General features: G+C 73.1%; 27 protein-coding genes and 2 pseudogenes. 20 read left to right on the forward strand and 9 right to left on the reverse strand.

Going from position 1 to position 21,962, the window contains the following annotated elements; translation table 11 throughout:
• Nucleotides 1-66: 66 nt before the first annotated feature.
• Entirely contained in the window at nt 67-552 is a 486-nt protein-coding gene (locus tag IE305_RS15260; RefSeq protein ID WP_190130103.1) for a hypothetical protein, read from the forward strand.
• 49 nt (nt 553-601) lie between these two features.
• Here IE305_RS15260 and IE305_RS15265 read toward each other — a convergent pair whose 3' ends face one another.
• Nucleotides 602-1,324: an RICIN domain-containing protein gene (locus tag IE305_RS15265; RefSeq protein ID WP_190130104.1), complete on the reverse strand. Its 723-nt coding sequence runs from the start codon at nt 1,322-1,324 to the stop codon at nt 602-604.
• Nucleotides 1,325-1,475: 151 nt separating this feature from the next.
• Here IE305_RS15265 and IE305_RS15270 point away from each other — a divergent pair, with 151 nt between their 5' ends.
• Complete coding sequence (locus tag IE305_RS15270) at nt 1,476-2,066, forward strand: hypothetical protein (RefSeq protein WP_190130105.1); 591 nt, start codon at nt 1,476-1,478, stop codon at nt 2,064-2,066.
• Nucleotides 2,067-2,107: 41 nt separating this feature from the next.
• Here IE305_RS15270 and IE305_RS15275 read toward each other — a convergent pair whose 3' ends face one another.
• The gene (locus IE305_RS15275) at nt 2,108-2,947 is read right to left on the reverse strand and encodes a helix-turn-helix transcriptional regulator (RefSeq protein WP_190130333.1); all 840 of its coding nucleotides are present in this window, start codon (nt 2,945-2,947) and stop codon (nt 2,108-2,110) included.
• Nucleotides 2,948-3,117: 170 nt separating this feature from the next.
• Between IE305_RS15275 and IE305_RS15280 the strand changes: the two genes are divergently transcribed.
• From IE305_RS15280 to IE305_RS33015, 4 genes and pseudogenes are all read left to right on the forward strand, one after another.
• Nucleotides 3,118-3,915, forward strand: coding sequence for an alpha/beta fold hydrolase (locus IE305_RS15280; RefSeq protein WP_190130106.1), 798 nt, complete (start codon nt 3,118-3,120; stop codon nt 3,913-3,915).
• 141 nt (nt 3,916-4,056) lie between these two features.
• Nucleotides 4,057-5,388 (forward strand): M20 metallopeptidase family protein, encoded by a 1,332-nt coding sequence (locus tag IE305_RS15285; RefSeq protein WP_190130107.1) that lies wholly within the window; start codon nt 4,057-4,059, stop codon nt 5,386-5,388.
• Nucleotides 5,385-5,912, forward strand: coding sequence for a DUF1203 domain-containing protein (locus tag IE305_RS15290; protein WP_190130108.1), 528 nt, complete (start codon nt 5,385-5,387; stop codon nt 5,910-5,912). The genes IE305_RS15285 and IE305_RS15290 overlap by 4 nt, the downstream gene beginning before the upstream one ends.
• A 78-nt stretch (nt 5,913-5,990) precedes the next feature.
• A pseudogene (locus IE305_RS33015) lies at nt 5,991-6,305 on the forward strand (hypothetical protein); the annotation flags it as partial.
• Between the two features lie 156 nt (nt 6,306-6,461).
• On the opposite strand, the gene IE305_RS15295 reads toward IE305_RS33015, so the two are convergent.
• Nucleotides 6,462-7,031 (reverse strand): GNAT family N-acetyltransferase, encoded by a 570-nt coding sequence (locus tag IE305_RS15295; RefSeq protein ID WP_190130109.1) that lies wholly within the window; start codon nt 7,029-7,031, stop codon nt 6,462-6,464.
• 89 nt (nt 7,032-7,120) lie between these two features.
• Between IE305_RS15295 and IE305_RS15300 the strand changes: the two genes are divergently transcribed.
• From IE305_RS15300 to IE305_RS15330, 7 genes and pseudogenes are all read left to right on the forward strand, one after another.
• Entirely contained in the window at nt 7,121-7,375 is a 255-nt protein-coding gene (locus IE305_RS15300; protein ID WP_190130110.1) for a hypothetical protein, read from the forward strand.
• Complete coding sequence (locus IE305_RS15305; protein WP_190130111.1) at nt 7,344-7,862, forward strand: DUF6879 family protein; 519 nt, start codon at nt 7,344-7,346, stop codon at nt 7,860-7,862. The genes IE305_RS15300 and IE305_RS15305 overlap by 32 nt, the downstream gene beginning before the upstream one ends.
• 21 nt (nt 7,863-7,883) lie before the next feature.
• On the forward strand, nt 7,884-8,732 hold the full coding sequence (locus IE305_RS15310) for a helix-turn-helix domain-containing protein (protein ID WP_190130112.1): 849 nt from the start codon (nt 7,884-7,886) through the stop codon (nt 8,730-8,732).
• Nucleotides 8,733-8,834: 102 nt separating this feature from the next.
• Complete coding sequence (locus IE305_RS15315) at nt 8,835-9,056, forward strand: DUF397 domain-containing protein (RefSeq protein ID WP_190130113.1); 222 nt, start codon at nt 8,835-8,837, stop codon at nt 9,054-9,056.
• A gap of 82 nt (nt 9,057-9,138) precedes the next feature.
• On the forward strand, nt 9,139-9,609 hold the full coding sequence (locus tag IE305_RS15320; protein ID WP_190130114.1) for a hypothetical protein: 471 nt from the start codon (nt 9,139-9,141) through the stop codon (nt 9,607-9,609).
• A 28-nt stretch (nt 9,610-9,637) separates the two neighbouring features.
• Nucleotides 9,638-10,087: an SRPBCC family protein gene (locus tag IE305_RS15325; RefSeq protein WP_190130115.1), complete on the forward strand. Its 450-nt coding sequence runs from the start codon at nt 9,638-9,640 to the stop codon at nt 10,085-10,087.
• Nucleotides 10,088-10,089: 2 nt separating this feature from the next.
• Nucleotides 10,090-10,551: pseudogene (locus IE305_RS15330) on the forward strand (DUF6368 family protein).
• Here the strand turns inward: IE305_RS15330 and IE305_RS15335 are convergent.
• Nucleotides 10,544-10,831, reverse strand: a complete 288-nt coding sequence (locus tag IE305_RS15335) for a hypothetical protein (RefSeq protein WP_190130117.1) — start codon at nt 10,829-10,831, stop codon at nt 10,544-10,546. The pseudogene IE305_RS15330 and the gene IE305_RS15335 overlap by 8 nt on opposite strands.
• A gap of 70 nt (nt 10,832-10,901) precedes the next feature.
• Nucleotides 10,902-11,132 (reverse strand): GntR family transcriptional regulator, encoded by a 231-nt coding sequence (locus IE305_RS15340; RefSeq protein ID WP_229891048.1) that lies wholly within the window; start codon nt 11,130-11,132, stop codon nt 10,902-10,904.
• A 166-nt stretch (nt 11,133-11,298) separates the two neighbouring features.
• Between IE305_RS15340 and IE305_RS15345 the strand changes: the two genes are divergently transcribed.
• The gene (locus IE305_RS15345) at nt 11,299-11,652 is read left to right on the forward strand and encodes a hypothetical protein (protein WP_190130361.1); all 354 of its coding nucleotides are present in this window, start codon (nt 11,299-11,301) and stop codon (nt 11,650-11,652) included.
• On the forward strand, nt 11,649-11,879 hold the full coding sequence (locus IE305_RS15350; protein WP_190130119.1) for a hypothetical protein: 231 nt from the start codon (nt 11,649-11,651) through the stop codon (nt 11,877-11,879). Before IE305_RS15345 ends, IE305_RS15350 begins: the two co-directional genes overlap by 4 nt.
• On the opposite strand, the gene IE305_RS15355 is transcribed toward IE305_RS15350, so the two are convergent.
• Complete coding sequence (locus tag IE305_RS15355; protein WP_190130120.1) at nt 11,813-12,916, reverse strand: citrate synthase 2; 1,104 nt, start codon at nt 12,914-12,916, stop codon at nt 11,813-11,815. The genes IE305_RS15350 and IE305_RS15355 overlap by 67 nt on opposite strands.
• Nucleotides 12,917-13,234: 318 nt before the next feature.
• On the opposite strand from IE305_RS15355, the gene pdxH reads away from it, so the two are divergent.
• Nucleotides 13,235-13,912 carry a pyridoxamine 5'-phosphate oxidase gene (gene pdxH, locus IE305_RS15360; protein ID WP_373311637.1) on the forward strand — a complete coding sequence of 226 codons (678 nt, stop codon included), beginning with the start codon at nt 13,235-13,237 and terminating at the stop codon, nt 13,910-13,912.
• A 423-nt stretch (nt 13,913-14,335) separates the two neighbouring features.
• Nucleotides 14,336-15,712 (forward strand): PAS domain-containing protein, encoded by a 1,377-nt coding sequence (locus tag IE305_RS15365; RefSeq protein WP_229890992.1) that lies wholly within the window; start codon nt 14,336-14,338, stop codon nt 15,710-15,712.
• A 58-nt stretch (nt 15,713-15,770) separates the two neighbouring features.
• On the opposite strand, the gene IE305_RS15370 is transcribed toward IE305_RS15365, so the two are convergent.
• Entirely contained in the window at nt 15,771-16,529 is a 759-nt protein-coding gene (locus tag IE305_RS15370; RefSeq protein ID WP_190130122.1) for an SIS domain-containing protein, read from the reverse strand.
• Nucleotides 16,530-16,738: 209 nt separating this feature from the next.
• Here IE305_RS15370 and IE305_RS15375 point away from each other — a divergent pair, with 209 nt between their 5' ends.
• The 3 genes from IE305_RS15375 to IE305_RS15385 all read left to right on the forward strand — a co-directional run bounded on the left by IE305_RS15375 (nt 16,739) and on the right by IE305_RS15385 (nt 19,464).
• Nucleotides 16,739-17,431 carry an iron-dependent transcriptional repressor DtxR gene (locus IE305_RS15375; protein WP_190130123.1) on the forward strand — a complete coding sequence of 231 codons (693 nt, stop codon included), beginning with the start codon at nt 16,739-16,741 and terminating at the stop codon, nt 17,429-17,431.
• A 472-nt stretch (nt 17,432-17,903) separates the two neighbouring features.
• Entirely contained in the window at nt 17,904-18,761 is an 858-nt protein-coding gene (locus IE305_RS15380) for an alpha/beta fold hydrolase (protein WP_190130124.1), read from the forward strand.
• A 103-nt stretch (nt 18,762-18,864) separates the two neighbouring features.
• Entirely contained in the window at nt 18,865-19,464 is a 600-nt protein-coding gene (locus IE305_RS15385; protein ID WP_190130125.1) for a DUF2690 domain-containing protein, read from the forward strand.
• On the opposite strand, the gene IE305_RS15390 is transcribed toward IE305_RS15385, so the two are convergent.
• Both IE305_RS15390 and IE305_RS15395 read right to left on the reverse strand, forming a co-directional pair.
• A complete protein-coding gene (locus tag IE305_RS15390) occupies nt 19,454-21,454 on the reverse strand; it encodes a DUF6596 domain-containing protein (RefSeq protein WP_190130126.1) in 2,001 nt (666 codons plus the stop codon). The two genes, IE305_RS15385 and IE305_RS15390, sit on opposite strands and share 11 nt — an antisense overlap.
• Complete coding sequence (locus IE305_RS15395; RefSeq protein WP_190130127.1) at nt 21,451-21,789, reverse strand: YciI family protein; 339 nt, start codon at nt 21,787-21,789, stop codon at nt 21,451-21,453. The genes IE305_RS15390 and IE305_RS15395 overlap by 4 nt, the downstream gene beginning before the upstream one ends.
• Nucleotides 21,790-21,962: the final 173 nt, after the last annotated feature.

Genomic DNA, 21,962 nt, shown 5'->3' on the forward strand with positions numbered 1-21,962 from the left:
ATTTGACTACGTGGGGGAAGGCTGATGTGAGGGCGACTGTCAGACCCCCTTCGTAGGCTGCACAGCATGGATGAGGTCGGGGGCGGGGACGTGACCATGGAGCGCATCGGGGAAGCGATTGCGCTGCTTCAGAGCGGTGACGCGGCGGGTGCGCGGCGGCGGTTCGACGAGCTGTGGGCGGCGATCGGCGAGGACGGGGACGCGTTCCACCGGTGCGTACTCGCGCACTACATGGCGGACGTGCAGGACGACCCGCACGAGGAGCTCGCCTGGGACCTGCGCGCCCTGGAGGCGGCGGACTCGCTCACGGACGCGCGCGTGCAGCAGCACCACGCGACGCTCGCCGTCCGTGGCTTCTACCCGTCGCTGCACCTGAACGTGGCCGCGGCGTACGAGAAGGTGGGCGCCCCGGACCGGGCGCGCACCCACCTGGCGAAGGCCCGTGCGCACACGGACGCGCTCGGGGACGACGCGTACGGCGAGGGCATACGCGGGGCGCTGGACCGGCTGGAGGAGCGGCTGGCCGCGGAAGCGGCGACGGGCGCGCGCTGAGTCGTCCGCCGGGAGCCCGGCGGACGGTCTGCGAGGGGGCGCGCCTGCGTCAGCGGAGAGCCGGCGCCGGAGTGGCGCTCGGGCGCGACGGCGGCGTGGACGTGGGGCCCGGCGTGGGCTTGGTCGGGTCGGTCGGGGCCTTGGTGGGCTCCACCGTGGGCTTGCTCGACGGCTGGGTCGTGGGGCCCGGCGTGGGCGTGGGCGGCTGCGGGTCCGGCGTCGGCGTGCCGCTGCCCGGGACGACCGGGGTGCGCCAGATCTGGCCGCGCATGCCGCCGTACTGCCACTGCTGGGCGGGGGCGCCGGGCTCGATGCTGGAGTTGCTGATCTCCAGGATCTTGCCGCTGTTCTTGTTGATGACGAGGCCGCGGTCGTTCGCGAAGTCGAACTGCCACAGCTGGGTGTCGTAGCCGTTGGCGCAGGTCCACTGCTGGGCGGGCGCGCCGTTGTCCTTGCGGGAGTCGGCTATCTCCAGGCACTTGCCGGTGAGCGCGTTGATGATGCGGAAGTCACGGCTGCTGTTCACGCGCTCGATGCGCCACTGCGCCTTGAGCCCGTTCTCGCAGAAGCCCTGAACCGCGAAGTCGCCGTTCTGGCCCGAGGTGGAGGCCAGCTGCAGGCACTGGTTGCTGTAGTTGTTGACGAGGTACTGGTACGGGCCCGGTACCGGCGCGGCGCTGCTCACACCGGGGGTCAGCAGGGCGACGGCGGCACCGGAGGCCGCCAGCGCAGCGACCCTGGAGGCGATCTTCACGTACGACTCACTCCACATGCGTAATGCGAACGAATGATCCATTAGGCATGATCGTAAACACACAAGTGCCCCTTGCCCAGCGGAATCCGGCATTTCGCTAAAGGGGTGGAGGAGAGCGGAAGAGACCGGACGAAAAGCCGGAAGGGGAAGGTGGGGAAGAGTGGGGGCCGTGGAGGCGATCAGGCTGCTCGAGGACGCCGGCCTGCTGACGCCGGAGGAGGCCGCCGGTCCCGGCGACCTCACCGAGCGGGACGTCTGGGACCAGCTGGCACGGGACGAGTGGGAGCAGGTGCTGGGCGTGCTGGAGGAGTGCCGCGGGGGCCCGCCGCTGCCGCCCGCCTTCTGGGCGTCGCTCGCGGAGGCCGTGGGGCAGCTGCGCATGGAACGCGGCACCGCCTGGTGCCACTGGCGGCACACAGAGGCGCGCCGCGGCGGGATCCGGGCGGTCCTCACGCTGTTCCCACCGGAGGAGGCGGACGGAGGCCGCCGGCTCCCCGTGCCGGGCGCCGGCGTCCTGCGCCCCATGTGGGACATCGGCAGCCGGGCCCCGGACGGCGGCCCCGCGTGGAACATCGCCTCCCTCTGGGCCGAGCACACCGCGGCCATACCGCCCGGCGGCCGCGCCACCGTACGCCTGGCGCCGCTGACCCCCGGGCAGTGGCGGCACCTCACGCCCGGCGACGTCATCACGATGCACGAGCGCCGCCCGCCGGCGGGCACGGCCACGGTGCTGGAGGTGCTGCCGCCGGTGCTTCCGTAGCGGGTGCGCGAAGCCGCTGCGCGAAGCCGTTGCCCGAGCCGTTACGCGAACTGTTCCGTCCCCACCACCTTCAGCAGCGCCAGCCGGTCGGCGGTGTCGCTGCCGGGCGGGGGCGTGAAGAACACCAGCCGCTGGTCGCCCTCCGGGGCGAGCAGCACCTGGCAGTCGAGGTCCACCGGCCCGACCACGGAGTGCAGCACCCGTACGCGGCTGTGCCGGCGCACCGCCACCTCGTGCAGCTCCCACAGCGCCGCGAACTCCTCGCTCGCGCCCCGCAGCCGCTCCACGAGCCGGACCGCCGCCGGGTCCCCGGCGCGCCGCGCCGTGGCCGCCCGCAGGTCGGCGACGTGCAGCCGGCTGTAGTAGGCGTGCTCCTCCTCGGGGTACGCGGCACGTACGGCCGGGTCGGCGAACCAGCGCCAGACCACGTTGCGGCCGTGTTCCGACACCTCGCACACGCCGCCCAGCAGCGCCCGCGCGGCCGCGTTCTGCGCCAGGACGTCGCCCAGGTCGCTGAGCACCTGCGCCGGGGTCGTGGCCAGCTGGTCCAGCAGGTGCAGCAGCGCCGGCGCCACGTGGTCCGTGCTCCGTCCCGCCGGCGGCCGTTGCCCGGCCAGCAGGTAGAGGTGGTCGCGCTCGTCACCGCTCAGTCGCAGCGCCCGCGCCAGCGCCGCCAGCATCTGGGGCGAGGGCTGCGGGCTCCGGGCCTGTTCCAGCCGCACGTAGTAGTCGGCCGACATGCCCGCGAGCTGGGCGATCTCCTCGCGCCGCAGCCCCGGCGCGCGCCGCCGGGGCCCCGCGGGCAGGCCCACGTCCTGGGGGCGTACACGGTCGCGGCAACGGCGCAGGAAATCGGCGAGCTCGCGCCGGTTGATCATCATGCGGTCATCGTCCACCAGGCGATTTCCCCGGTCCAGGGACCGCCGGTACCAGGATCGGCGCTGCTCTCCCGGCCCCTTCCGGCCCCGGGCAGTGTTGCTCCTGCCGCACCGGCCGGACGGAAAACACCGGCCGAGGCCCCTTCACTTCACTGCCCAGCGAGGAGTTCCCCATGCCCATCGTCACCGTCGCCGACGCCCAGGTGCACTACGAGCGTTCCGGCTCGGGCCCGCTGCCCCGGCTGGTCCTCGTGCACGGCACCGGGTCGGCCGGCGCCGCGCTCACCTGGGGCGGCATCGGCCCCCGGTTCGCCGCCGACCGCGAAATCGTCACGCCCGACCTGTCCGGCGCCGGCAACACCACCGACGACGGCGCCCCGCTGACCGTCGAGGGCCTCGCCGCGCAGGTCATCGCCGTCATCGAGGACTCCGGCACCGGCCCGGCCGACCTCCTCGGCTTCTCGATGGGCGCCCCCGTCGCCGCCGCCGTCGCCGCGCTCCGCCCCGACCTCGTCCGCCGCCTCGTCCTCGTCGCCGGCTGGGCACACACGGACGGCGACCCGTACCTCCGCAACTTCTTCGGTGTCTGGCAGCGCCTGGGGCAGCAGGCCGACGCGGAGACCTTCGGGCGCTACATCACGATGACCGGCTTCAGCCGCGACTTCCTCCGCGCACTGGGCAACGAGGAGGTCGAGCGCATGGTGCCCAACCTCCCGCCCACGCCCGGCACGCTGCGCCACGTCGACCTCGACACGCGCATCGACATCCGCGCGCTGCTGCCCCGCGTCACCGCCCGGACCCTCGTCGTCGGCGGCACGCAGGACATCACCGTCCCCGTCGAGCACAGCCGCGCGCTGCACGCCGCGGTCGCCGACAGCACGTACGAGGAGATCGACGCGGGTCATGTCATGTTCTTCGAGCAGCCGGAGGCGTTCGTGAAGGTCGTGGGCGACTTCCTCGCCGCATCGTGATGGCCGCATCGTGATGGCCGCATCGTGATGAGGGGGTTAACCCCACCCGGGGTCCGGCGGTTGGCCGGATGGGCGGCGGCACCGCCCCGCGAAAGACTTGTCGCGTCACGAAACAACGGGGGATGGGACGGGGGAACGGCCATGGTGGCACGTCGCATGGTCATCGGAGGCGCGGCGGGGACGGGGGCCGCCGCGCTTCTGTGGGGGAGCGGGGGCGGACGGGCCGCGGCGGCCGGCAGCGGGGGGCGGTCGTCGCCGCTCGACCAGGGCGCGGTCGACGCCGAGACGGCACGGCTGGAGAGCAGACTGATCGCGCTGAGGCGCGACCTCCATGCGTATCCCGAGGCGCCGGGCAAGGAGTACCGCACGGCCGGCCTGGTCGCTGAGGCGCTGCGGGCGGCGGGGCTGGCCGTCACCACCGGGGTGGGCGGGAACGGCGTCGTCGGCGTGCTGCGGGGTGCGCGCCCCGGCCGCACGGTGGCCTACCGCGCGGACATGGACGCGGTGCCGCCCGGCGGCATCGTGGGCGGCGGCCAGGCCGTGGCCCACGTCTGCGGGCACGACATCCACACGACGGTGGCGGTCGGCGTGGCGCAGGTGCTGGCGCGGTTGCGGCGGCGGCTGAGCGGCACGGCGGTGTTCGTCTTCCAGCCGGCGGAAGAGGCCCTGGCCGGGGCGCGGGCGGTCCTCGACGCGGGGGTGTTCGAGCGCACGGGCGTCGAGGAGATCCACGCGCTCCACTGCGGGCCGTTCCCCGTCGGGCAGTTCGGGGTCATGCCGGGGTACGGCCTGCCGGGCCAGGACCACGCCGAGGTGACGCTCACCGGCCCCGACGCCCCCGAGGCGGCGCGGCGGCTGGCCGCCGACATCGGGGCGCTCGCCACGGTGACGCCGCCGCAGACACCCGAAGCCCTGGAACGCCTCGTCGCCGACCTCCAGACCCCGGACGGCCCGCTGGCCCGCTTCGTGGCCGTCCGGGCCGGAGTGACCGAGGCGGCGAGCGTGACGGTGTCGTACCGCTGCTGGCCGCAGGAACGGTACGTGGAGGTGCGCGAGGACATCCGCCGCCTGGCCCGGGGATACCCGGGGGCGGGCGTCAGGTTCCCCGGCGAACCGTTCCCCGCGATGGTCTGCCCCGAGGACGACGCCCACGCCCTGGCCCGCCACCTGCGCCGCGCGCTCGGCCACGACCGCAGCCACGACCCGGTGACCACGCTCCACGCCGCCATCCCCTTCAGCGGCGAGGACTTCGCCCTCTACCTGGACCGCGTCCCCGGCACGTACACATTCCTCGGCGTCCGGGCCCCCGGCGCCCCGGTCACGTCCTGCTACCCGCACTACCCCGGCTTCGCCCCGGACGAGCGCGCCATAGCCGTGGGCGTACGCGCCATGGCGGGCTGGATCGCAGCCCGCAATGCGACGTCCGAAGACCGCCAGCACCGCAGCGCCCGGCTGCCGAGGATGGGGGCATGAGCACTGGCAACACTGACTACGTGATCCGGGCCATCCCCCAGGACGTACTGGCCGAGCTGCGGAAGCGCGACGACGCCGGAAACCCGCCGCGACCGGTGACGGAGGACGGCGAGGGCGGCAACCCGCTGCGCTGCTGCCTGTCGCGGAGCAAGCCGCACGAGTCGATCGCCCTCGTCTCGTACGCCCCCCTGCGCCGCTGGGCCCGCGAAACGGGCGCGACGCCGGGCCCGTACGACGAGGTCGGCCCGGTCTTCATCCACCCCCACGACTGCGGAGGCCCCGGGACCGCCGGTACCGCCGGCACCGCCGGCTTCCCGGACGCGATGCGCGGCGCCCGCCGCGTCCTGCGCGCGTACCGCGCCGACGGCACGATCCTCGGCGGCCGCTACGTGGCCGAGGGGGAGGAGGACGGCACGACGGTGGAGGAGGGCCTGACGGAGCTGTACGCGGACCCGGAGGTGGCGCTGGTCCACGTACGGGCGGTCGAGTTCGGCTGCTTCCTGCTGGAGACACGCAGGGGGTGAGGGGGCCGGGCGCCGCGCTCTCCTCCAGGCATCTCTTCACCGCCCGGGTTACTGTCTGTGGTGACCCGAGGAGAGGCCGTGGCACCGGGGAAGAAGGGCTCGCGCCGCATTGTCGTGGACGAGGTGACGTATCGGTGGCGGCTGCGCCGTCGGCCCACCTATGACCAGGCGCTGTGCTGGTCACCGTGCACCTATGCCGTCGAGCACGCCGGTCGTCCGGGGACGACGCTGGTGGTCACCACGGACCGTCCGCATGGCAGCAATTGGGTCGGCAGACCGGGTGTTCCGGTGCTTCCCTCCGACGTCGCGGACCACATCCGCACTGCGCTGACCCGAGGCTGGACCCCGGATCGTCCCGGTTCTCCCTTCCAGCTCGACCTGTCCCAGGGATTCGTGGCCTCGCCCGGAGCAGTGCCCGCGGGCCGGAGCCGGGAGACGGAACCGGTCGGGGCCGGTGCGGTCCAGGAGCCACGGGCCACAGTGGCACGACGGGACAACTGATCTGCCACGGCATCTCGACGGCGGCGCCGCCCGTTCCCTCCGGCCCCGCTAGCCCCTGGCCGCCCGCCACTCCGGGGCGAGGACGGACCAGATCTCCTCGTCGTACCGCTTCCCGCGGTGGAGGTGGCTCTGCCGCAGCACGCCGTCCTTCGTCATGCCGAGCCGGCGGGCGACGGCGATGCTCGGCTCGTTGCCGGAGGCGACCCACCACTCGACGCGGTGGATGCCGCGCTGTTCGACGGCCCAGTCGATGACGACCCGCGCCGCACGCGTCACCAGCCCCCGCCCCACCGCCGCCGGCTCCAGCCAGCACCCGGCCTCGGCAACCCCCTGCGTCACGTCCAGCCGCCGCAGCAGGAAGGCCCCGACCAGCGTCCCGTCCGCCGCCGTCCGGATGCCGTACAGGCGCCCGGTGTCGGCGGCGGCCTTCTCGGCGTACGCCTGAAGGAACGCCCGGCTCCCCTCCAGATCGCCGACGACCTCGGGAAGCGGATTGAACTGCCCGATGAACTCCCGCCCCCGGTCGATATGGGCGAGGAACTCCTCGGCCTGCCAAGGCTCCAGGGGACACAGCACGGCCCCGTCGTCGCCCAGCGGTATCGCGTACGTCGTCGTCATGACCGGAAGTGTCGCACCCTTGACGGCGGCGGCTCCCTGCCACGACGCTCCTGCACGTTGGCGCAGGCCACACGACGCAGGAGGCACCCATGGCGCTGTGGTTCATCGGAATCGATCCGGACAGCGACGACGACCACTGTCCGGCTGTGTGGGTCGACACCGAGGCACCCCACGAACCGCATCTCCTTCTGCAAGGATGGCTGGCCGACGAGGCGACCAACCGGGAGTGCTCGAAGAACAGCCCCCGGCCCGACACCGAGGCAGTCATCCGTATTCCCGCGCGGATGGTGGCGCTGATCAGGGAGGCGTGTGATGCCGCAGAACGCGCAGCCGAGCTTCGCTGAGCTTCTGGCCTCCACAGCGCACTCGGCGGTTCATCTCGAACTGCGCGATGGCTACGGCGACAACCCGCGGCTGCAGGCGTGGCGGCGCGGAGGCCGCATCGACTGGAACGACCGGGTGTCCTGGTGGCGCGACTTCCATGAGCAGATTGCGCAGGCCGTGCATCGGGGCGTGACCGTCCGTCGTGCCCGGATCGTGAGCGAGCCGGTTTCGGAGTACATCCGGTGGGAGCACTACGTCACGCACGCCAACGTCGAAGCCGGGGAAGAGGTGCGCTGGCTTCCCAGGCGGCTTGCCACCGACCTTCTGCTGCCGCCGAACGACTACTGGTTGTTCGACGACCGGGTGGCACGCATCCACCACTTCGCAGGTGACGGCTCCCACGTCGAGGACGAGCTCTGCTCTGATCCGGGACTGCTCAAGCAGCTCGCCTCGGCTTTCGAGGCCGTATGGGAACGAGCTGTGCCGCACGCCAGCTATACGGTCTGATCGTTAACGCACCAGACCTCCATGTCAGTTTCCCCTTCCTCCAGCGTCATGAAGGCCCGCGAGGCCATCTCCACGCGGTTGCGCGAGATGCGCCTCGACGCCGGGCTGACCGTCGACTCGCTGGCGGAACGATGCGGCTGGAGCAAATCCAAGTCGTCGCGCATCGAGAACATGAAGACGATGCCATCCGACGCGGACATCCGTGCGTGGTGTGCCGCGTGCGGCTGCACCGAGCAGGCCGTCGATCTGATCGCCGCCTCGCGGAACGCGAACTCCATGTACGTCGAGTGGCGGCGGCTCCAGCCGACCGGTCTGCGACGCCTGCAGGAGCGCGGACTGCCGCTGTACAGACGGACGCGTCTCTTCCGGGCCTACTGCTCCACCGTCGTCCCCGGGTTTCTCCAGACCGAGGGCTACGCGACGGCCCTGCTGTCCACCATCGCCGCGTTCCGGGCCACACCCGACGACATCGAGGCGGCCGTGGCGGCCAGACTGGCGCGTTCCCGCGTCATCCATGAGGGCAACCACCGCTTCGGCCTGCTGATCGAGGAAGAGGTGCTGCGCCACCGCCTCGGCGGTACGGCCGTCATGCGCGAGCAGCTCGGCCACCTCATCGAGGTGATGTCGCTCCCGCGTGTGTCCCTCGGCGTCATCCCTTTCGACGCCGACCGCCATATGTGGCCGGTGGAGACGTTCACGATCTTCGATGAGGAGCAGGTGGCCGTCGAGCTGATCTCGGCCAAGGTCACCGTCACGACACCCGGCGAGATCAGTCTCTACGTGAAGGCCCATGCCGCGTTGCAGCGCATGGCCGTGTACGGGCCGCGCGCCCAGGAGCTGATCCGTGACGCCATCGACGCGCTCGGGTGAAGCCCTGCAACAACGTGCAACTTCGTGGCTGCCGAGCCGCCCGTGTCCCTAGCGTCTGAGCATCCGGTCCAAACGTTCAGCAACGCTCAGGAAGGGGACGCCATGAAGGCATCCGACCTGTACGGGCTCGACATTCGCGGTGCGGAGTTCGCCAAGGCCTGCGGCGGGCTGTGCACCGAGGGGTGCGTCACGCTCGCCCCCATCGGCCAGGACGCGTGGGCGCTCGGTGACAGCAAGCGGCCCGACGCGCAGCCGCTGCGGTTCACCGGCGCCGAGCTGGCCGCCGCCGGCATCGACCCCGCCCGCTTCGGCCTCACCGCCTGACCTGGCGCCCTGCCTCCGCCCCCGCCGCCGCACCGGCGGCGCGGGCGGGAACCGTTCCCCCACCGCACCCCCGTGAGGCCCCGTGCACTTCCACGGCTACCTGTGGGCCGGCGACAAAGCCCTCTTCGACAAGGAGAGCGTGCGCCGCCCGCCCTCCACCGTCGAGCCGACGCCCGACAGCCCGCCCGACCTCCTCGCCCGCTACCGCGAGGCCGTCGCCGAGTGGCGCGTCACCGACGTCCCGCCCCTGGAGACCGCCAACTGGCTGGTGAAGCCGGCCCGGCTCATCCGCGGCACATGGCAGCGTCCCGAGGACGCCGCCGCGTGGCTGGGGCAGCGCCTCGCGGAGTACGCCCCGCGCTTCGCCTCCCGCGCCGGCCGGGACCCGGCCCTGCTCGCCGCCCGCGTCGCACTCGCCACGGACACCCTGCGGTGGGGCGGCGACGTCTCGTACGGGTACTACCTGACCCGCCCCCTCTTCCTCAGCATCGCGGTCGTGGCCTGCTCCCCGAACCGTCTCCTCGCCCACCCGTGCCCCGCCGAGGCGGAATAGCTCCGACAGGGCGGTGGTTGGCACCGACGTGATCGAAATCAGTGTGACGCTGCCCGTCAACGACCCCACGCGGGCCGGTGAACACCCCCTCGACCGCCGTCAGCTCTGGGACGGCCTCCTGCAGAAGGCCGAGTACGCCGTCCCGTACGTGGCCGACATTTCGGAGTGCACGGTGCTGGAGCGCACCGGTGCCGGGCTGGTGCGCGACGTCGTCATGCGCGGCGAGCGCATCCGCGAGGTCGTCACGTTCGAGGACGGGTGGCGGGTCAGCTTCCGTCGCGCCGACGAGCGTGCGACGTGGGTGATTCGCAACGACATCGGTGAAGACGAGGGCGGGGCCCTGACCTTGACCTTCTCCGCCGAGATGCAGTTCCATGGCGGCCAGGCCCCCGACGTCGAGCAGCTGCGCGCCACCACGGAACGGGGCGTGCAGAACACTCTGGACGTCATCCGCCGCCACTACGCGCCGGCGGCCTAGCGGTGGCCGGGCCCGTAGTCGGGTTGCTGCTCTTCGAGCAGCGGTCGTTCGACGACGTCGTCGCCGACGTCACCCCGTGGCTCCGGGCCTTCTGCGAGTCAGTCGGGTACGACAGCGACGGTGACCTCGCGTTCTGGTTGCACGGGCGTCTGTTCGTCCTCGCCGAGGACGACGTTCTGCCCGGTGCCGACGGTGAGGACTACTCCGCGCTCCCCGCGCCCCCGGTGCAGGAACTGGTCCTCAGCGCCGGCTGCGCCTCTCCTGAGGACCACCGCCTGCTCGGGCAGCTCGCGCTCGACCTCGCCCCGCGCTTCGGCGCCTGAATCGACTTCGCCGGGCGCCTACGCGGTGACGTTTCCTCCGCGCCGGGGCGCATCGTCGAAGTTGACGACGCCACGCACGTCGGCGACGCGGACTTCCTCGCGGCGTGGCTCCGGCACCCGGACTTTCACCTCGTCAAATGAGCAGCGCCTCGACCGCCGCCTCGAAGTTGGGAAACTCCCGCGCCGCCGCCTCCACTATCGCCTCCGCCGCGTGCCGGCCGTCCGGCTCGTCCCGGCCGTAGAACGCCTCGTGCGGGCTGAAGCCGTCCGCCAGTACACGGCGGAAGCCGGCCATGTCGGGGGCGAGGACGGCCGTCTCGCCTTCCGAGCCCAGGAACACCACCGGTTGGTCCGCGAGCGGGCGGCCCTCCCGTACCAGCCAGGACGCGACCATTCCGCCCGCCCCGTTCTGCGCGAACATGTGGAATGCGTCGGCGGTTGCGTCCGGGTTGCGCGTCCAGGCCCGTAGCCAGGCCGGAGCCCGGCGACCTCTACGTCTCCCGTGCGGCCACGAACGACCCCATGCCGGGCGTCGTGACGATCAGGCCATCCTTGCGGAGGGCAGCCGTGACCTTTCTGACGGTGTTGCGGGCCACGTTGTACTCCTGCTCCATCTTCACCTCCGAGATGAGGTGGTTGGGCGGGTACTCGCCGGACTCGATCCGCCTGCGGATGTCCTCCGCAATCTGGGCCCACTTCGGTCGCGTCGGATTAAACTCCATCACCCGGGTGACTGTACTCAGTGGTATGCAGTCAATCCTAGACAGTTATCGCCATGGCGGGGCAGGTACAGGGGGGAATGGGGTCTACTGCTGCGCAGACAAGACGCCCCCGCGACCGCTGCAACCGGTCCGGGGGCATGGCCAACGCTGCTCTAGGAGCGTCGACATGACGAAGCCTATCGTCCGAGCCCTGCTCTGGTTCAGGGCTCTGTTCAATCCGCCGGCACCGGCGGCACCCGCGCCTTGCGCCGCCCACCCCTTCGCCCTCACCTTCGGGGCCCACGGCTTCAACCTCGTCCCCCGCGACACCGGCCCCTCCGCCGGTTCCTACGTCGTCGACACCGAACGCGACCTCATCGGCCAGGTCATGGGCGTCAACGGCGCCCGCCTCCGCCTGCGGCCGCCCGCCGGTGGGCGGACCTGGGAGGCCGAGGCGCAGAACGTGCGGCCCGCCACCGGCGCCGAGGAGCTCAGTGCCAAGGTGCGGGCCGTCAACGGGTGGCGGCGGTGGGGGAGGTGAGCGCGCTCGGGGTCGTGTACGTCGACACGTACTCCGGCGGCATCGGCGCGCTCGTCGAGGTCGTCTCCGAGGGGCTCGTGCGCCTCCAGTACCCCAACGGGTACAGCTGGAAGGCGTACGCGTTCAACCTTCGTACTCCCACCGCCGCCGAACGGCGCCGTTACGACGCCGCGATGTCGCCGTACCCCGCCACCTCGCGCGGGTTGCGGGGGCCCGGGCCCACGTAGCGGGCGGAGGGGCGGACGAGGCGGCCCGTGCGCTTCTGTTCCAGGATGTGCGCGCTCCAGCCCGCCGTGCGGGCGCACGTGAACATCGACGTGAACATGTGGGCCGGGACCTCCGCGAAGTCCAGGACGATCGCCGCCCAGAACTCGACGTTCGTCGCGAGGACGCGGTCCGGGCGGCGGTTGTGGAGCTCCTCCAGGGCCGCCTTCTCCAGCGCTTCGGCGACCTCGAAGCGCGGGGCGCCGAGCTCCCGCGCCGTACGGCGGAGGACGCGGGCGCGCGGGTCCTCGGCGCGGTAGACGCGGTGGCCGAAGCCCATCAGGCGCTCGCCCTTGTCGAGGGTGCGCCGGACGTAGGCCGCCGCGTCACCCGTCCGCTCGATCTCCTCGATCATGTGGAGGACGCGGGACGGCGCGCCGCCGTGGAGGGGGCCCGACATGGCGCCGACCGCGCCCGAGAGGGCGGCGGCGACGTCGGCGCCCGTCGAGGCGATGACGCGGGCGGTGAACGTCGAGGCGTTCATGCCGTGCTCCGCGGCCGACGTCCAGTACGCGTCGACGGCCTTGACGTGCTTCGGGTCGGGCTCGCCGCGCCAGCGCTTCATGAAGCGCTCCACGATGGTGCCGGCCTTGTCGATCTCGCGCTGCGGAACCATCGGCAGGCCCTGGCCGCGCGCCGACTGGGCGACGTACGACAGGGCCATGACGGCGGCGCGGGCGAGGTTGTCGCGGGCGGTGGCCTCGTCGATGTCGAGGAGGGGTTTCAGGCCCCACACCGGGGCGAGCATCGCGAGGGCCGACTGGACGTCGACGCGGATGTCGCCCGAGTGGACGGGGATGGGGAAGGGCTCGGCGGGCGGCAGGCCGGGGTTGAAGGAGCCGTCGACCAGCAGGCCCCAGACGTTCCCGAAGGAGACGTGACCGACGAGGTCCTCGATGTCGACGCCGCGGTAGCGGAGCGCGCCGCCTTCCTTGTCGGGCTCGGCGATCTCCGTCTCGAAGGCGACGACTCCTTCGAGCCCGGGTACGAAGTCGGACATCAGGCGGCTCCTCGTGTTCCTCAAGTGTTCCACTAACGGGTTCTGCAAACGTTCGACAAGCGTTCGAGAAGTGGTTCGACGAACAGGTTTCGACAAGCAGGTTCGACTGGCGTGACGACAAGCGATTGCTGCACCGGTCATGCCCCGTGGGGCGGTGGTTCACCCGGACCTTCACCCGGCCTCCGCAGCCCGTGCGGCAGCACGCGTGGCCCGGGGTGGAAAACGATATCCAGTGGGGCCGTACGCGCCAGCGGTCCGGCCCGTGAGTTGCGGCACAGCCCGCGACCGCGGGGCACCCGGCTCCTGCAAGATGTGGCCGTGGCCAACTCCGTCGAATTCGCCGAAGAAGAGCACGACCTCGCCGCCATGCGCCGCCACTACCAGTCCGAGGGGCTGGCGGAGGCGGACCTGCCCGCGGACCCGCACGCGCAGTTCACGCGCTGGTTCCGCGAGGCCGCCGCGAGCGACCTGCACGAACCCAACGCCATGGTCGTCTCCACGGCCGACGCCACCGGGCGGCCCAGTTCGCGCACGGTGCTGCTCAAGGGGCACGACGAGCGCGGCTTCGTCTTCTACACCAACTACGGCTCCCGCAAGGCGCGCGAGATCGAGGTCAATCCGTACGTCTCGCTGCTCTTCCCCTGGTACGCGCTGTCGCGGCAAGTGGTCGTCACCGGAACGGCCCAGCGCGTGAGCCGCGAGGAGACCACCGCGTACTTCACGTCGCGCCCGTACGGCTCGCAGATCGGGGCGTGGGCGAGCGCGCAGTCGACCGCCGTGGCCTCGCGGGCCGAGCTCGACGCGGCGTACGCGCGGATGACGGCCCGCTTCCCGGAGGGCGAGCCCGTGCCCGTACCGCCGCACTGGGGCGGCTTCCGGGTGACGCCGCTGAGCGTCGAGTTCTGGCAGGGCCGCGAGAACCGGCTGCACGACCGGCTGCGGTACGTGTGGGACGAGGACGGCAGCCGGTGGACGGTCGAGCGGCTCTGTCCCTAGCCGTCCCTGGCGGTCTCCAGCAGTCCCTGGCGGTGCCCAGGAACGCAGACGATCCGTGGGCCTCGTCGCCGCGCCCGCGCACCGTGCGGCGCGAGCGTGGCGGCCGAGCCGGACGACTCGGCGGCCCACGGATCGGGTGACTGCCTGGGATTGGCCGGCGGAACCGCCGGCATCGCGTATCGCGAGACGACGGGCGCTAGCCCGCAGTCACCTCACGCGTCCGGTAAGAAATCATGTCCCGAACCACCTCCCTTCTCGTGTGCTCCACACCCTAGGCACGCCCCCGACACCCCACAACCGAATTTCCGTGGCGCCGATTTCGGCGAAGACGGTGTGGTGTGCGGCGGGGTCGAGTTGAATGCCGGTCGTGCAGGCTTCGCAGGACTCGCACGGTTCGCAGACGCGTCCAGCAGGGGGTACCCCGTGACGACTCCGCACCAGTCATCCGGAGCCGCCCGTCCGGCGGCGGCGGAAAGCGACGACCACGACCTCCTCGTGGCCCTTCTCGACGGCATGGACGCCGCGCTCTGCGCCTTCGACGCGGACGGCACGGTGACGCACTGGAACCGTGAGGCCGAGCGGATACTCGGCTGGTCCGCGGGGGACGCCGTGGGGCGGCACGGGCTGGCCGGCTGGGCGGTGCGCGAGGCGGACGCGCCGGAGGTCACCCAGCGGCTGCTGGGCGTGATGAAGACGCCGGGCCGGCGGCAGGTGGACGAGTTCGCGCTGCTGACCAAGGGCGGCGGACGGGTGCTCGTCCGCGTCCAGTCGGCGGCCGTGCCGGGCGCGGACGGCAGGCTGGCCGGCGTGTACTGCGCGTTCAGCGAGGTGCACACCCAGATCGACCTGGAGCGGTCGGTGGCGCTGAGCGAGGCGCTGTTCGGCGAGGGCTCGGCGTGGGGCGTGGTGCTGGTCGACGCCGACCTGCGGCCGGCGCTGGCCAACGTGCACGCCGCACGGGCGCTGCGGACCAGTCGTACGGCGCTGCTGGGCCGGCCCCTGGGCGACCTGCTGGAGCAGGGCGTGGAGGAGCTGGAGGGCGCGTTGCAGCACGTGCTGGCGGCCGGGGCGCCGCCCGCGCCGTCGGAGTTGTGGGTCACGCTGCGCAAGGGCACCGCGGCCGCGGCGGGCGGCCCGGAACGGCGCTGCTGGCGCAGCGGGTTCCTGCGGCTGTCGAGCCCCCTCACGGAGGAGCCGGTGCCGCTGGGCGTGGCCTGGCTGTTCACGGACGTGACGAAGACGCGGCTGGCCGAGCAGGAGAGCGCGCGGCTGCGGTTCCGGTGCAGCCAGCTGCACCGGGCGGGCCGGGCGGTCGCCGAGTGCGAGGACCCGATGGAGGCGGCGGCGCTCTACCTGGAGTTCGCGCTGGCCGGTTTCGCGGACCACGCCTTCATCGACCTGCTGCCGCGGCCGGAGGCCGTGCCGGAGCAGCCGGTGCGGCTGGTCCGGGCGGCGGCCACGCCGTCGGGCCTGGCGGGCCAGGCCGCCGCGTGCGCGGCGGCGGGCGGCGGGCTGCCGGTGACGTACCGGGACGACCACCCGGCGGTGCAGGCGGTCGAGCGCTGCGGCTCCGTACGGGCGGCCGCGGACCGCACCGAGGACTGGGCGGCGGCCCGCCGCTGGCCGGAGGGCACCCGGCACGCCCTCGCGACGGTGCTGCGCAGCCGGGGCCGGACGGTGGGGGTGGTGACGTTCCTGCGGGGCGGGTCGCGGCGCGGGTTCGACCGGGGCGACGCGGCGTACGCGGAGGACATCGCGACGCGGGTGGCGGCGGCGGTGGACCTGGCGGGGCAGCTGTAAGGAGTACGGCTGTAAGGAGCGCTGCCCCTACGCGGGGCGCCCCTTACCCCCGGCCCGTCTATCCGTGCCGGAAGAAGATCCGGTCCCCGTACTCCTCCAGCACCCGGCCGTTCCACTCGTGGCCGCCGTCCACGTTGCCGGAGCGGAGCATCGGCGGGTCGATGCCGCGGGCGGCCAGTTCGCCGGCCGCCGCGGCCACGAGGGACTGCATCACCGCCGCGCTCACCACCGTGGAGGCCGGGCCGAAGGGGGCCGAGACCCCCTCCGCCGACAGCTCCGCGTCCCCCGGGGCGATCTTCGTGTCGATCACCACGTCGCAGTGGTCCTTCAGGAACGTGCCGGAGCCGTGCCGCGACTTCGTCTGCTCCGCGTAGGCGAGCGACGTCACGCCGACGACCTTCAGGCCGAGCGCCCGGGCGTTCATCGCCATCTCGACGGGGAGCGCGTTCCGCCCGGAGAGCGAGACGACGACCAGGACGTCGCCGGGCTGCGCGGGGCTGGTGTCGAGGACGGCGCCGGCCAGGCCGTCGACGCGCTCCAGGGCGCTGCCGAGGGTGGCGGGCATGACGTCGACGCCGACGGCGCCGGGCACGGCCAGCAGGTTCATCAGGGCGAGGCCGCCGGCGCGGTAGACGACGTCCTGCGCGGCCAGCGAGGAGTGGCCGGCGCCGAAGACGAAGAGGCGGCCGCCCGCCTCCACCGTGTCGGCGATCAGGGCGGCGGCCTCACCGACGTGGTGCTCCTCCTCGTCGCGCACGCGCTGGAGCAGCCCGATGGCGGCGTCGAGGAACTGCCGGGCCGGCTTGCTCTCGCTCATCGCTGGGCTCCTCGGGTCGGGGCGGGTGGCGGACGGGGCTCTGCGGGAATTCTCGGCGATTCTCGGGGATTCTCGGCCATGACGCGTCCCGCGGGCCAGGGGCTGTCAAGAAGAGGGCGCCGGGTCGTGCCGTAGGCGGCCCCCTTGTCACCGGCATGCGTCAGAATTGGGGGTGCAGGGCCAGCGCACGACTTATCGAGGGGCACCGCATGTCCGGACTGATCGACACCACGGAGATGTATCTCCGCACCATCCTTGAGCTGGAAGAGGAAGGTGTGGTCCCCATGCGTGCCCGCATCGCCGAGCGGCTGGACCAGAGCGGTCCGACGGTGAGCCAGACCGTGGCCCGCATGGAGCGGGACGGCCTGGTCATGGTCGCCGGCGACCGGCACCTGGAGCTGACCGAGGAGGGCCGCAAGCTGGCCACGCGCGTCATGCGCAAGCACCGGCTCGCCGAGTGCCTGCTCGTCGACGTGATCGGCCTGGAGTGGGAGCAGGTGCACGCCGAGGCGTGCCGCTGGGAGCACGTGATGAGCGAGGCCGTCGAGCGGCGCGTGCTGGAGCTGCTGCGGCACCCCACCGAGTCGCCGTACGGCAACCCGATCCCGGGCCTGGAGGAGCTGGGCGAGAAGGCCGAGACCGACCCCTTCCTCGGTGACGCCATGGTCAGCCTGATGGACCTGGAGCCGGGCGGCGAGGGCAAGACCGTGGTGGTGCGGCGCATCGGCGAGCCGATCCAGAACGACGCGCAGCTGATGTACACGCTGCGCCGCGCCGGGGTGCAGCCGGGCGCCGTGGTGAGCGTGACGGAGTCCCCCGGTGGGGTGATGGTCGGCAGCAGCGGCGAGGCCGCGGAGCTGTCGCCGGACATCGCGGCGCACGTCTTCGTCGCCAAGCGCTGACGTCCGTGCGCTGACGTCCGTGCGCTGACGTCCGTGCGTGCCCGCGCGGGCACGTATACGCATACCGCCTTACACCAAGCTGCCGAGCCGCCGCGAAACGGGCGCGGCCGGGCCCCGGGCGTGTCAGTCTGGCGCTGTCAGCCGTTGCGCATATGCGCGCGCGCCGCCGCCCACGACGACCCGGGGAGGGCTCGATGAGCACGAAAAGGGGCCCCGGCCGCCCGCACGGGCGGCCGGGGCCCCACCTCCCCGTTTCTCCCCCGTGGCGACCCGGAGCCCCGAGCTCTCAGGGTGCGCCGCGCGGACCTTCTTCCCCGAGCGATCCGCGCCCGGTCGATTTCTCCCCGGGGCGCAGACGGTCAATCCTGCCGCCAGGTCACTCGTACGAGGGGTGTTGCGCGCGAGAACCGCTTTATTCGAATGGAAGTTCCTAGGGTGGAGCTGCTCGGGGGAGACGAGGGGGTGCCAGGGCATGGTGCGGCGCATCGAGGTGACGGGAAGCGGTGGAGTGCGGCTCGCGGCCTGGGAGTTCGCGGACCCGCCGCCGGCCGCCACGGGCCCCAGGGGGCCGGGCGGGATCCTGCTGCTGCACGGGCTGCTGGGGCGGGCGGCGCACTGGGCGCAGGCGGCCCGCTGGCTCTCCCGGCGGTACCGCACGGTCGCCCTCGACCAGCGGGGCCACGGCCGCAGCGGCAAGCCGGTCGGCGGTCCGTACGCGCGTGACGCGTACGTGGCCGACGCCGAGGCGGCCGTCGAGCAGCTGGGGCTCGCACCGGTCACGCTGATCGGCCATGCGATGGGCGCGCTCACGGCCTGGCAGCTGGCCGCCCGCCGGCCGGACCTCGTACGGGCCCTCGTCATCTGCGACATGCGGGCGTCGGCGCTGGGCACGGCCACGCAGCGGGAGTGGCGGGAGTGGTTCCGGTCGTGGCCGGTGCCGTTCGCGACGCTGGCGGACGTGCGGCAGTGGTTCGCGGAGGAGGACCCGACGCTGGAGCGGCCGGCCCCGGCGCGCGGCGACTTCTACGCCGAGGTCATGGCTGAGCGGGCGGACGGCTGGCGGCCGCTGTTCTTCCGCCGCCAGATGCTCCAGGTGCGGGAGGAGTACGCGCGGGACGCGCACTGGGAGGAGCTGGCGCTGGTGAAGTGCCCGACGCTCGTGGTCCGGGGCCTGGACGGCGCTCTGGGCCGGGCCGAGGCGCACGAGATGGTGCGGGTGCTCCCGCGCGGCCGGTACGCGGAGGTGCCGGACGCCGGCCACCTGATCCACTACGAGCAGCCGGAGGGCTGGCGGCGGGTGACGGAGCCGTTCCTGGAGGCGGTGGGATAGGCGATGGGGGGAGTGGGGGCGCAGGGGGCCGGGGCCACTCGATGAGGTGATGCGGGGGCGGAACGCTCCTCGTGCCATATGCCGGTGGGCTTAGCCTCCCGGCATGTCGGGCGGCAGGCTGAACGTGAAGGACTGGTGGGACCGGTGCGTCCGGTGGGCCAGAGGGGGCCTCGGTCCCCAGACGCTCGTGGGTGCGCTGATCGTGGCGGTGGCCGGCTCGGTGGCCGGGGCGCTGGCGACGTCATGGACCGGCGGTGACGACGCCGACGCCAAGGCCCGCCCGCCGTCGGCCGCCGCCTCGTCCGCAGCAGCGGCACCGACCGCCCCTCCCGGCTGTTTCAGCACCACCTGTACCGGCGTGGACCCGAAGGACGCCGGATGCGCGGACGGGGCCGGGACGATCGGGGAGGACTGGGTCTCCACAATGCATCTGGAGATCCGGTACAGCAGCCGCTGCCAGGCCGTCTGGGGCAAGCTCACCGGTGCGCAGGTCGGCGACACGATCGAGATCATGACCTCGCCGGCCCAGCGGCAACGCGCGGCGGTGCTCACCGGGCACACCAAGTACACGCCGATGCTGCCGGCCGGACGGCAGTTCTCGGCGCAGGTGTCCGCGGTATCCGTCAAGGGAGACCAGGAGCACGGCATTCCGGCCGGTTACACCCTGCGGGTCGGCGCGGACCAGGACGACATCAAGAAGTAGAGGGCCGGGACGGCGGCCGGGGGCCGACGCGCAGGCGGCGGAGGGTGTGGCCGGCCGTGGCCTGCTTGAACAGGTACTCCGCGCGCTCGTACGACAGCCGGCCGCGGCCCGTCTCCGGGCACAGGTCGCCCGGCGCCGGCGGCCGGCCCGGACCCGGGCGGCGTTCCGCCAGGAACACCGGCCCCCGGCGCCGTCCGGCCAGCAGCCCCGGCAGCCACTCCGCCGTACCCGCGCCCCAGGTGAGCCACCCCTCGCCGCCGCGCGTCCGGGCGCGCCGGGCCCGTACGTCGAGGTCGGTGACGTCCAGGGCCAGCACCGTGCTCACCGGGGCGCCGGACTCGCGCAGCAGCCACCACAGGGTGCGCTCGCGCAGCGCCACGTCCGGGCGGCCGGCCAGCGCCGTGAACTCCGCCTCGTCCAGGGGCCGGGCCCGCTCGCGGCCGGCGGCCCGGCGGCCGATCCCCTCCGCCACGTGCCCGACCGACGCCCAGGCCGCGAAGGACCGCAGCGCGGAACGGTGCCGGTTCCACGTCCGCGCCGCGGCGCCGTCCCAGGCCAGCGCGAACACGCGCGCCACGTCGGCGGAGGTCAGGGCGGCGAGCGGCAACTCGTCGCCCAGGCTCCGGCACAGCCGCCGCAACGTCTGCCCGTAGGAACGGGCGGTTCCCGGGTCCATGCCGTCCCGCTCCAGGAACGCCCGTACGGCCTCGCCCAGGGTGGGCATCCCGGCCGGCCGGGCGGCGGTCGTGGCGGCCGCCGCTCTTCCGCGCAGGAACGCTTCCTCCGCCGCGTTCGCCGTCAGCGACGCCGCCCGCAGGAACTCCCGGCGGGCCTCCTCGTACCGGCCCAGCCGGTGCAGGAGGTCGGCCCGGACGCACGGCAGCAGGTGGTAATCGCGCAGCGCCGGGTCCTCGGCCAGGGGCGCCGTGAGGGCCAGGCCCGCCGCCGGGCCGTCCGCCATGCCGACGGCCACGGCGCGGTTCAGCCGTACGACCGGGGTCGGCAGGAGCCGTTCCAGCGTGCCGTACAGCGTCGCTATCCGCCGCCAGTCGGTCTCCTCCGCCGTCCGCGCCTGCGCGTGGCACACGGCGATCGCCGCCTGGAGCAGGTACGGGCCCGGCGGGCCGCCCGCCTCGCGGGCGCGCAGCATCGCCGCGAAGCCGCGCCGGATCAGCAACTGGTCCCAGCGGCCGCGGTTCTGCTCGTGCAGCGGCACCGGCTCGCCGGACGGGCCCGTACGCGCCGCGGACCGGGACGACTGGAGCTCCATCAGCGCCACCAGCCCGTGCACCTCGGCCTCGTCGGGCGCGAGCCCGGCCAGCAGACGGCCGAGCCGCAGCGCCTCCAGGCACAGCCCCGGCCGCATGAGGTCGTCCCCGGACGTGGCCGCGTACCCCTCGTTGAAGATCAGGTAGACGACCTCCAGGACGGAGGAGAGCCGCTCGGCCAGCTCGGTGCGCGGCGGCATCGCGAAGCCCACCCCCGCCTCGGCGAGGGTGCGCTTCGCGTCGGCCACGCGCCGGGCGATCACCGTCCTGCCGACGAGGAAGGCCCGCGCGATCTCCTCGTCCGTCAGGCCGCCGAGCAGCCGCAGCGTCAGGGCCACCCGCGCCTCCGTGCGCAGGAGCGGGTGGCAGGAGACGAACATCAGCCGCAGGACGTCGTGGCTGTCGTGGCCGGCGTCGTCCCCGTCGGCCTCCGGCTCACCTGGGCACCGGTGCGCGAGCTGCTCCCGTTTGCGCTCCAGGCGTTGCGCCCGCCGGATGTGGTCGACCGCGCGGCGCCTGGCGGTGGTCGTCAGCCAGGCGCCGGGGTTCGCGGGCACGCCGTCGGCCGGCCACTGTTCCAGCGCCGCGACGAGCGCGTCCTGGGCCAGTTCCTCGGCGAGGCCGACGTCGTGCACCATGCGGGCGACGGACGCCACGACCTTGGCCGCCTCCAGCTTCCAGGCGGCCGCGACCGCGGCCCGTGCGTCGTCCTCCGCCGTCACCCGCCGCACCCGTCGAAGACCTCCTGGATCAGGCTCTCGCCGTCACCGGCGATGCGGCGGAAGCGGCGGGCGACCTCGATGGCCTCCTCCTTGCTGCGGCACTCGACCAGCGCGAAGCCCACCACGGCCTCCTTGGCCTCGGTGAACGGGCCGTCCGTCACCGTGATGTCGTCGCCGCGCGAGGCGACGCGGGGGCCGCCGGGCATCAGGCCGCCGGTGGCCAGCAGGACGCCGGCGGAGGTCAGCTCCTCCACGAACGCGGCCATCTCGGCCATCAGCTTCTCGTCCGGGGCGGCGGCGCCGACGGACTCCTTGGTCGTCATCAGGTAGCGCATGGGGTTCTCCTTCTGGTCGGTGTCGATGGTGCCCTGCTGGTTTCGCTGCCTTGCACCCCCTCGTCGTCCGAGGCGATGTGACAGGGAACGCGCCTCTTCTGGGCCCCGGAGCCGCCCCTGGGCTGCCCCTGGGCCACCGCCCTCCCCATTAATTCAACGACCGTTGACATTCT

This window comes from Streptomyces mashuensis, assembly GCF_014654785.1.
Lineage (GTDB): Bacteria > Actinomycetota > Actinomycetes > Streptomycetales > Streptomycetaceae > Streptomyces > Streptomyces mashuensis.

Bases quoted from the DNA above. Each gene is read 5' to 3' on its own strand.
- IE305_RS15260 (WP_190130103.1), top strand. From the start codon at position 67: ATGGATGAGGTCGGGGGCGGGGACGTGACCATGGAGCGCATCGGGGAA.
- IE305_RS15265 (WP_190130104.1), bottom strand. From the start codon at position 1,324: ATGTGGAGTGAGTCGTACGTGAAGATCGCCTCCAGGGTCGCTGCGCTG.
- IE305_RS15275 (WP_190130333.1), bottom strand. From the start codon at position 2,947: ATGATGATCAACCGGCGCGAGCTCGCCGATTTCCTGCGCCGTTGCCGC.
- IE305_RS15280 (WP_190130106.1), top strand. From the start codon at position 3,118: ATGCCCATCGTCACCGTCGCCGACGCCCAGGTGCACTACGAGCGTTCC.
- IE305_RS15285 (WP_190130107.1), top strand. From the start codon at position 4,057: ATGGTGGCACGTCGCATGGTCATCGGAGGCGCGGCGGGGACGGGGGCC.
- IE305_RS15290 (WP_190130108.1), top strand. From the start codon at position 5,385: ATGAGCACTGGCAACACTGACTACGTGATCCGGGCCATCCCCCAGGAC.
- IE305_RS15295 (WP_190130109.1), bottom strand. From the start codon at position 7,031: ATGACGACGACGTACGCGATACCGCTGGGCGACGACGGGGCCGTGCTG.
- IE305_RS15300 (WP_190130110.1), top strand. From the start codon at position 7,121: ATGGCGCTGTGGTTCATCGGAATCGATCCGGACAGCGACGACGACCAC.
- IE305_RS15305 (WP_190130111.1), top strand. From the start codon at position 7,344: ATGCCGCAGAACGCGCAGCCGAGCTTCGCTGAGCTTCTGGCCTCCACA.
- IE305_RS15310 (WP_190130112.1), top strand. From the start codon at position 7,884: ATGTCAGTTTCCCCTTCCTCCAGCGTCATGAAGGCCCGCGAGGCCATC.
- IE305_RS15315 (WP_190130113.1), top strand. From the start codon at position 8,835: ATGAAGGCATCCGACCTGTACGGGCTCGACATTCGCGGTGCGGAGTTC.
- IE305_RS15335 (WP_190130117.1), bottom strand. From the start codon at position 10,831: ATGTTCGCGCAGAACGGGGCGGGCGGAATGGTCGCGTCCTGGCTGGTA.
- IE305_RS15340 (WP_229891048.1), bottom strand. From the start codon at position 11,132: ATGGAGTTTAATCCGACGCGACCGAAGTGGGCCCAGATTGCGGAGGAC.
- IE305_RS15345 (WP_190130361.1), top strand. From the start codon at position 11,299: ATGACGAAGCCTATCGTCCGAGCCCTGCTCTGGTTCAGGGCTCTGTTC.
- IE305_RS15355 (WP_190130120.1), bottom strand. From the start codon at position 12,916: ATGTCCGACTTCGTACCCGGGCTCGAAGGAGTCGTCGCCTTCGAGACG.
- IE305_RS15370 (WP_190130122.1), bottom strand. From the start codon at position 16,529: ATGAGCGAGAGCAAGCCGGCCCGGCAGTTCCTCGACGCCGCCATCGGG.
- IE305_RS15375 (WP_190130123.1), top strand. From the start codon at position 16,739: ATGTCCGGACTGATCGACACCACGGAGATGTATCTCCGCACCATCCTT.
- IE305_RS15380 (WP_190130124.1), top strand. From the start codon at position 17,904: ATGGTGCGGCGCATCGAGGTGACGGGAAGCGGTGGAGTGCGGCTCGCG.
- IE305_RS15385 (WP_190130125.1), top strand. From the start codon at position 18,865: ATGTCGGGCGGCAGGCTGAACGTGAAGGACTGGTGGGACCGGTGCGTC.
- IE305_RS15395 (WP_190130127.1), bottom strand. From the start codon at position 21,789: ATGCGCTACCTGATGACGACCAAGGAGTCCGTCGGCGCCGCCGCCCCG.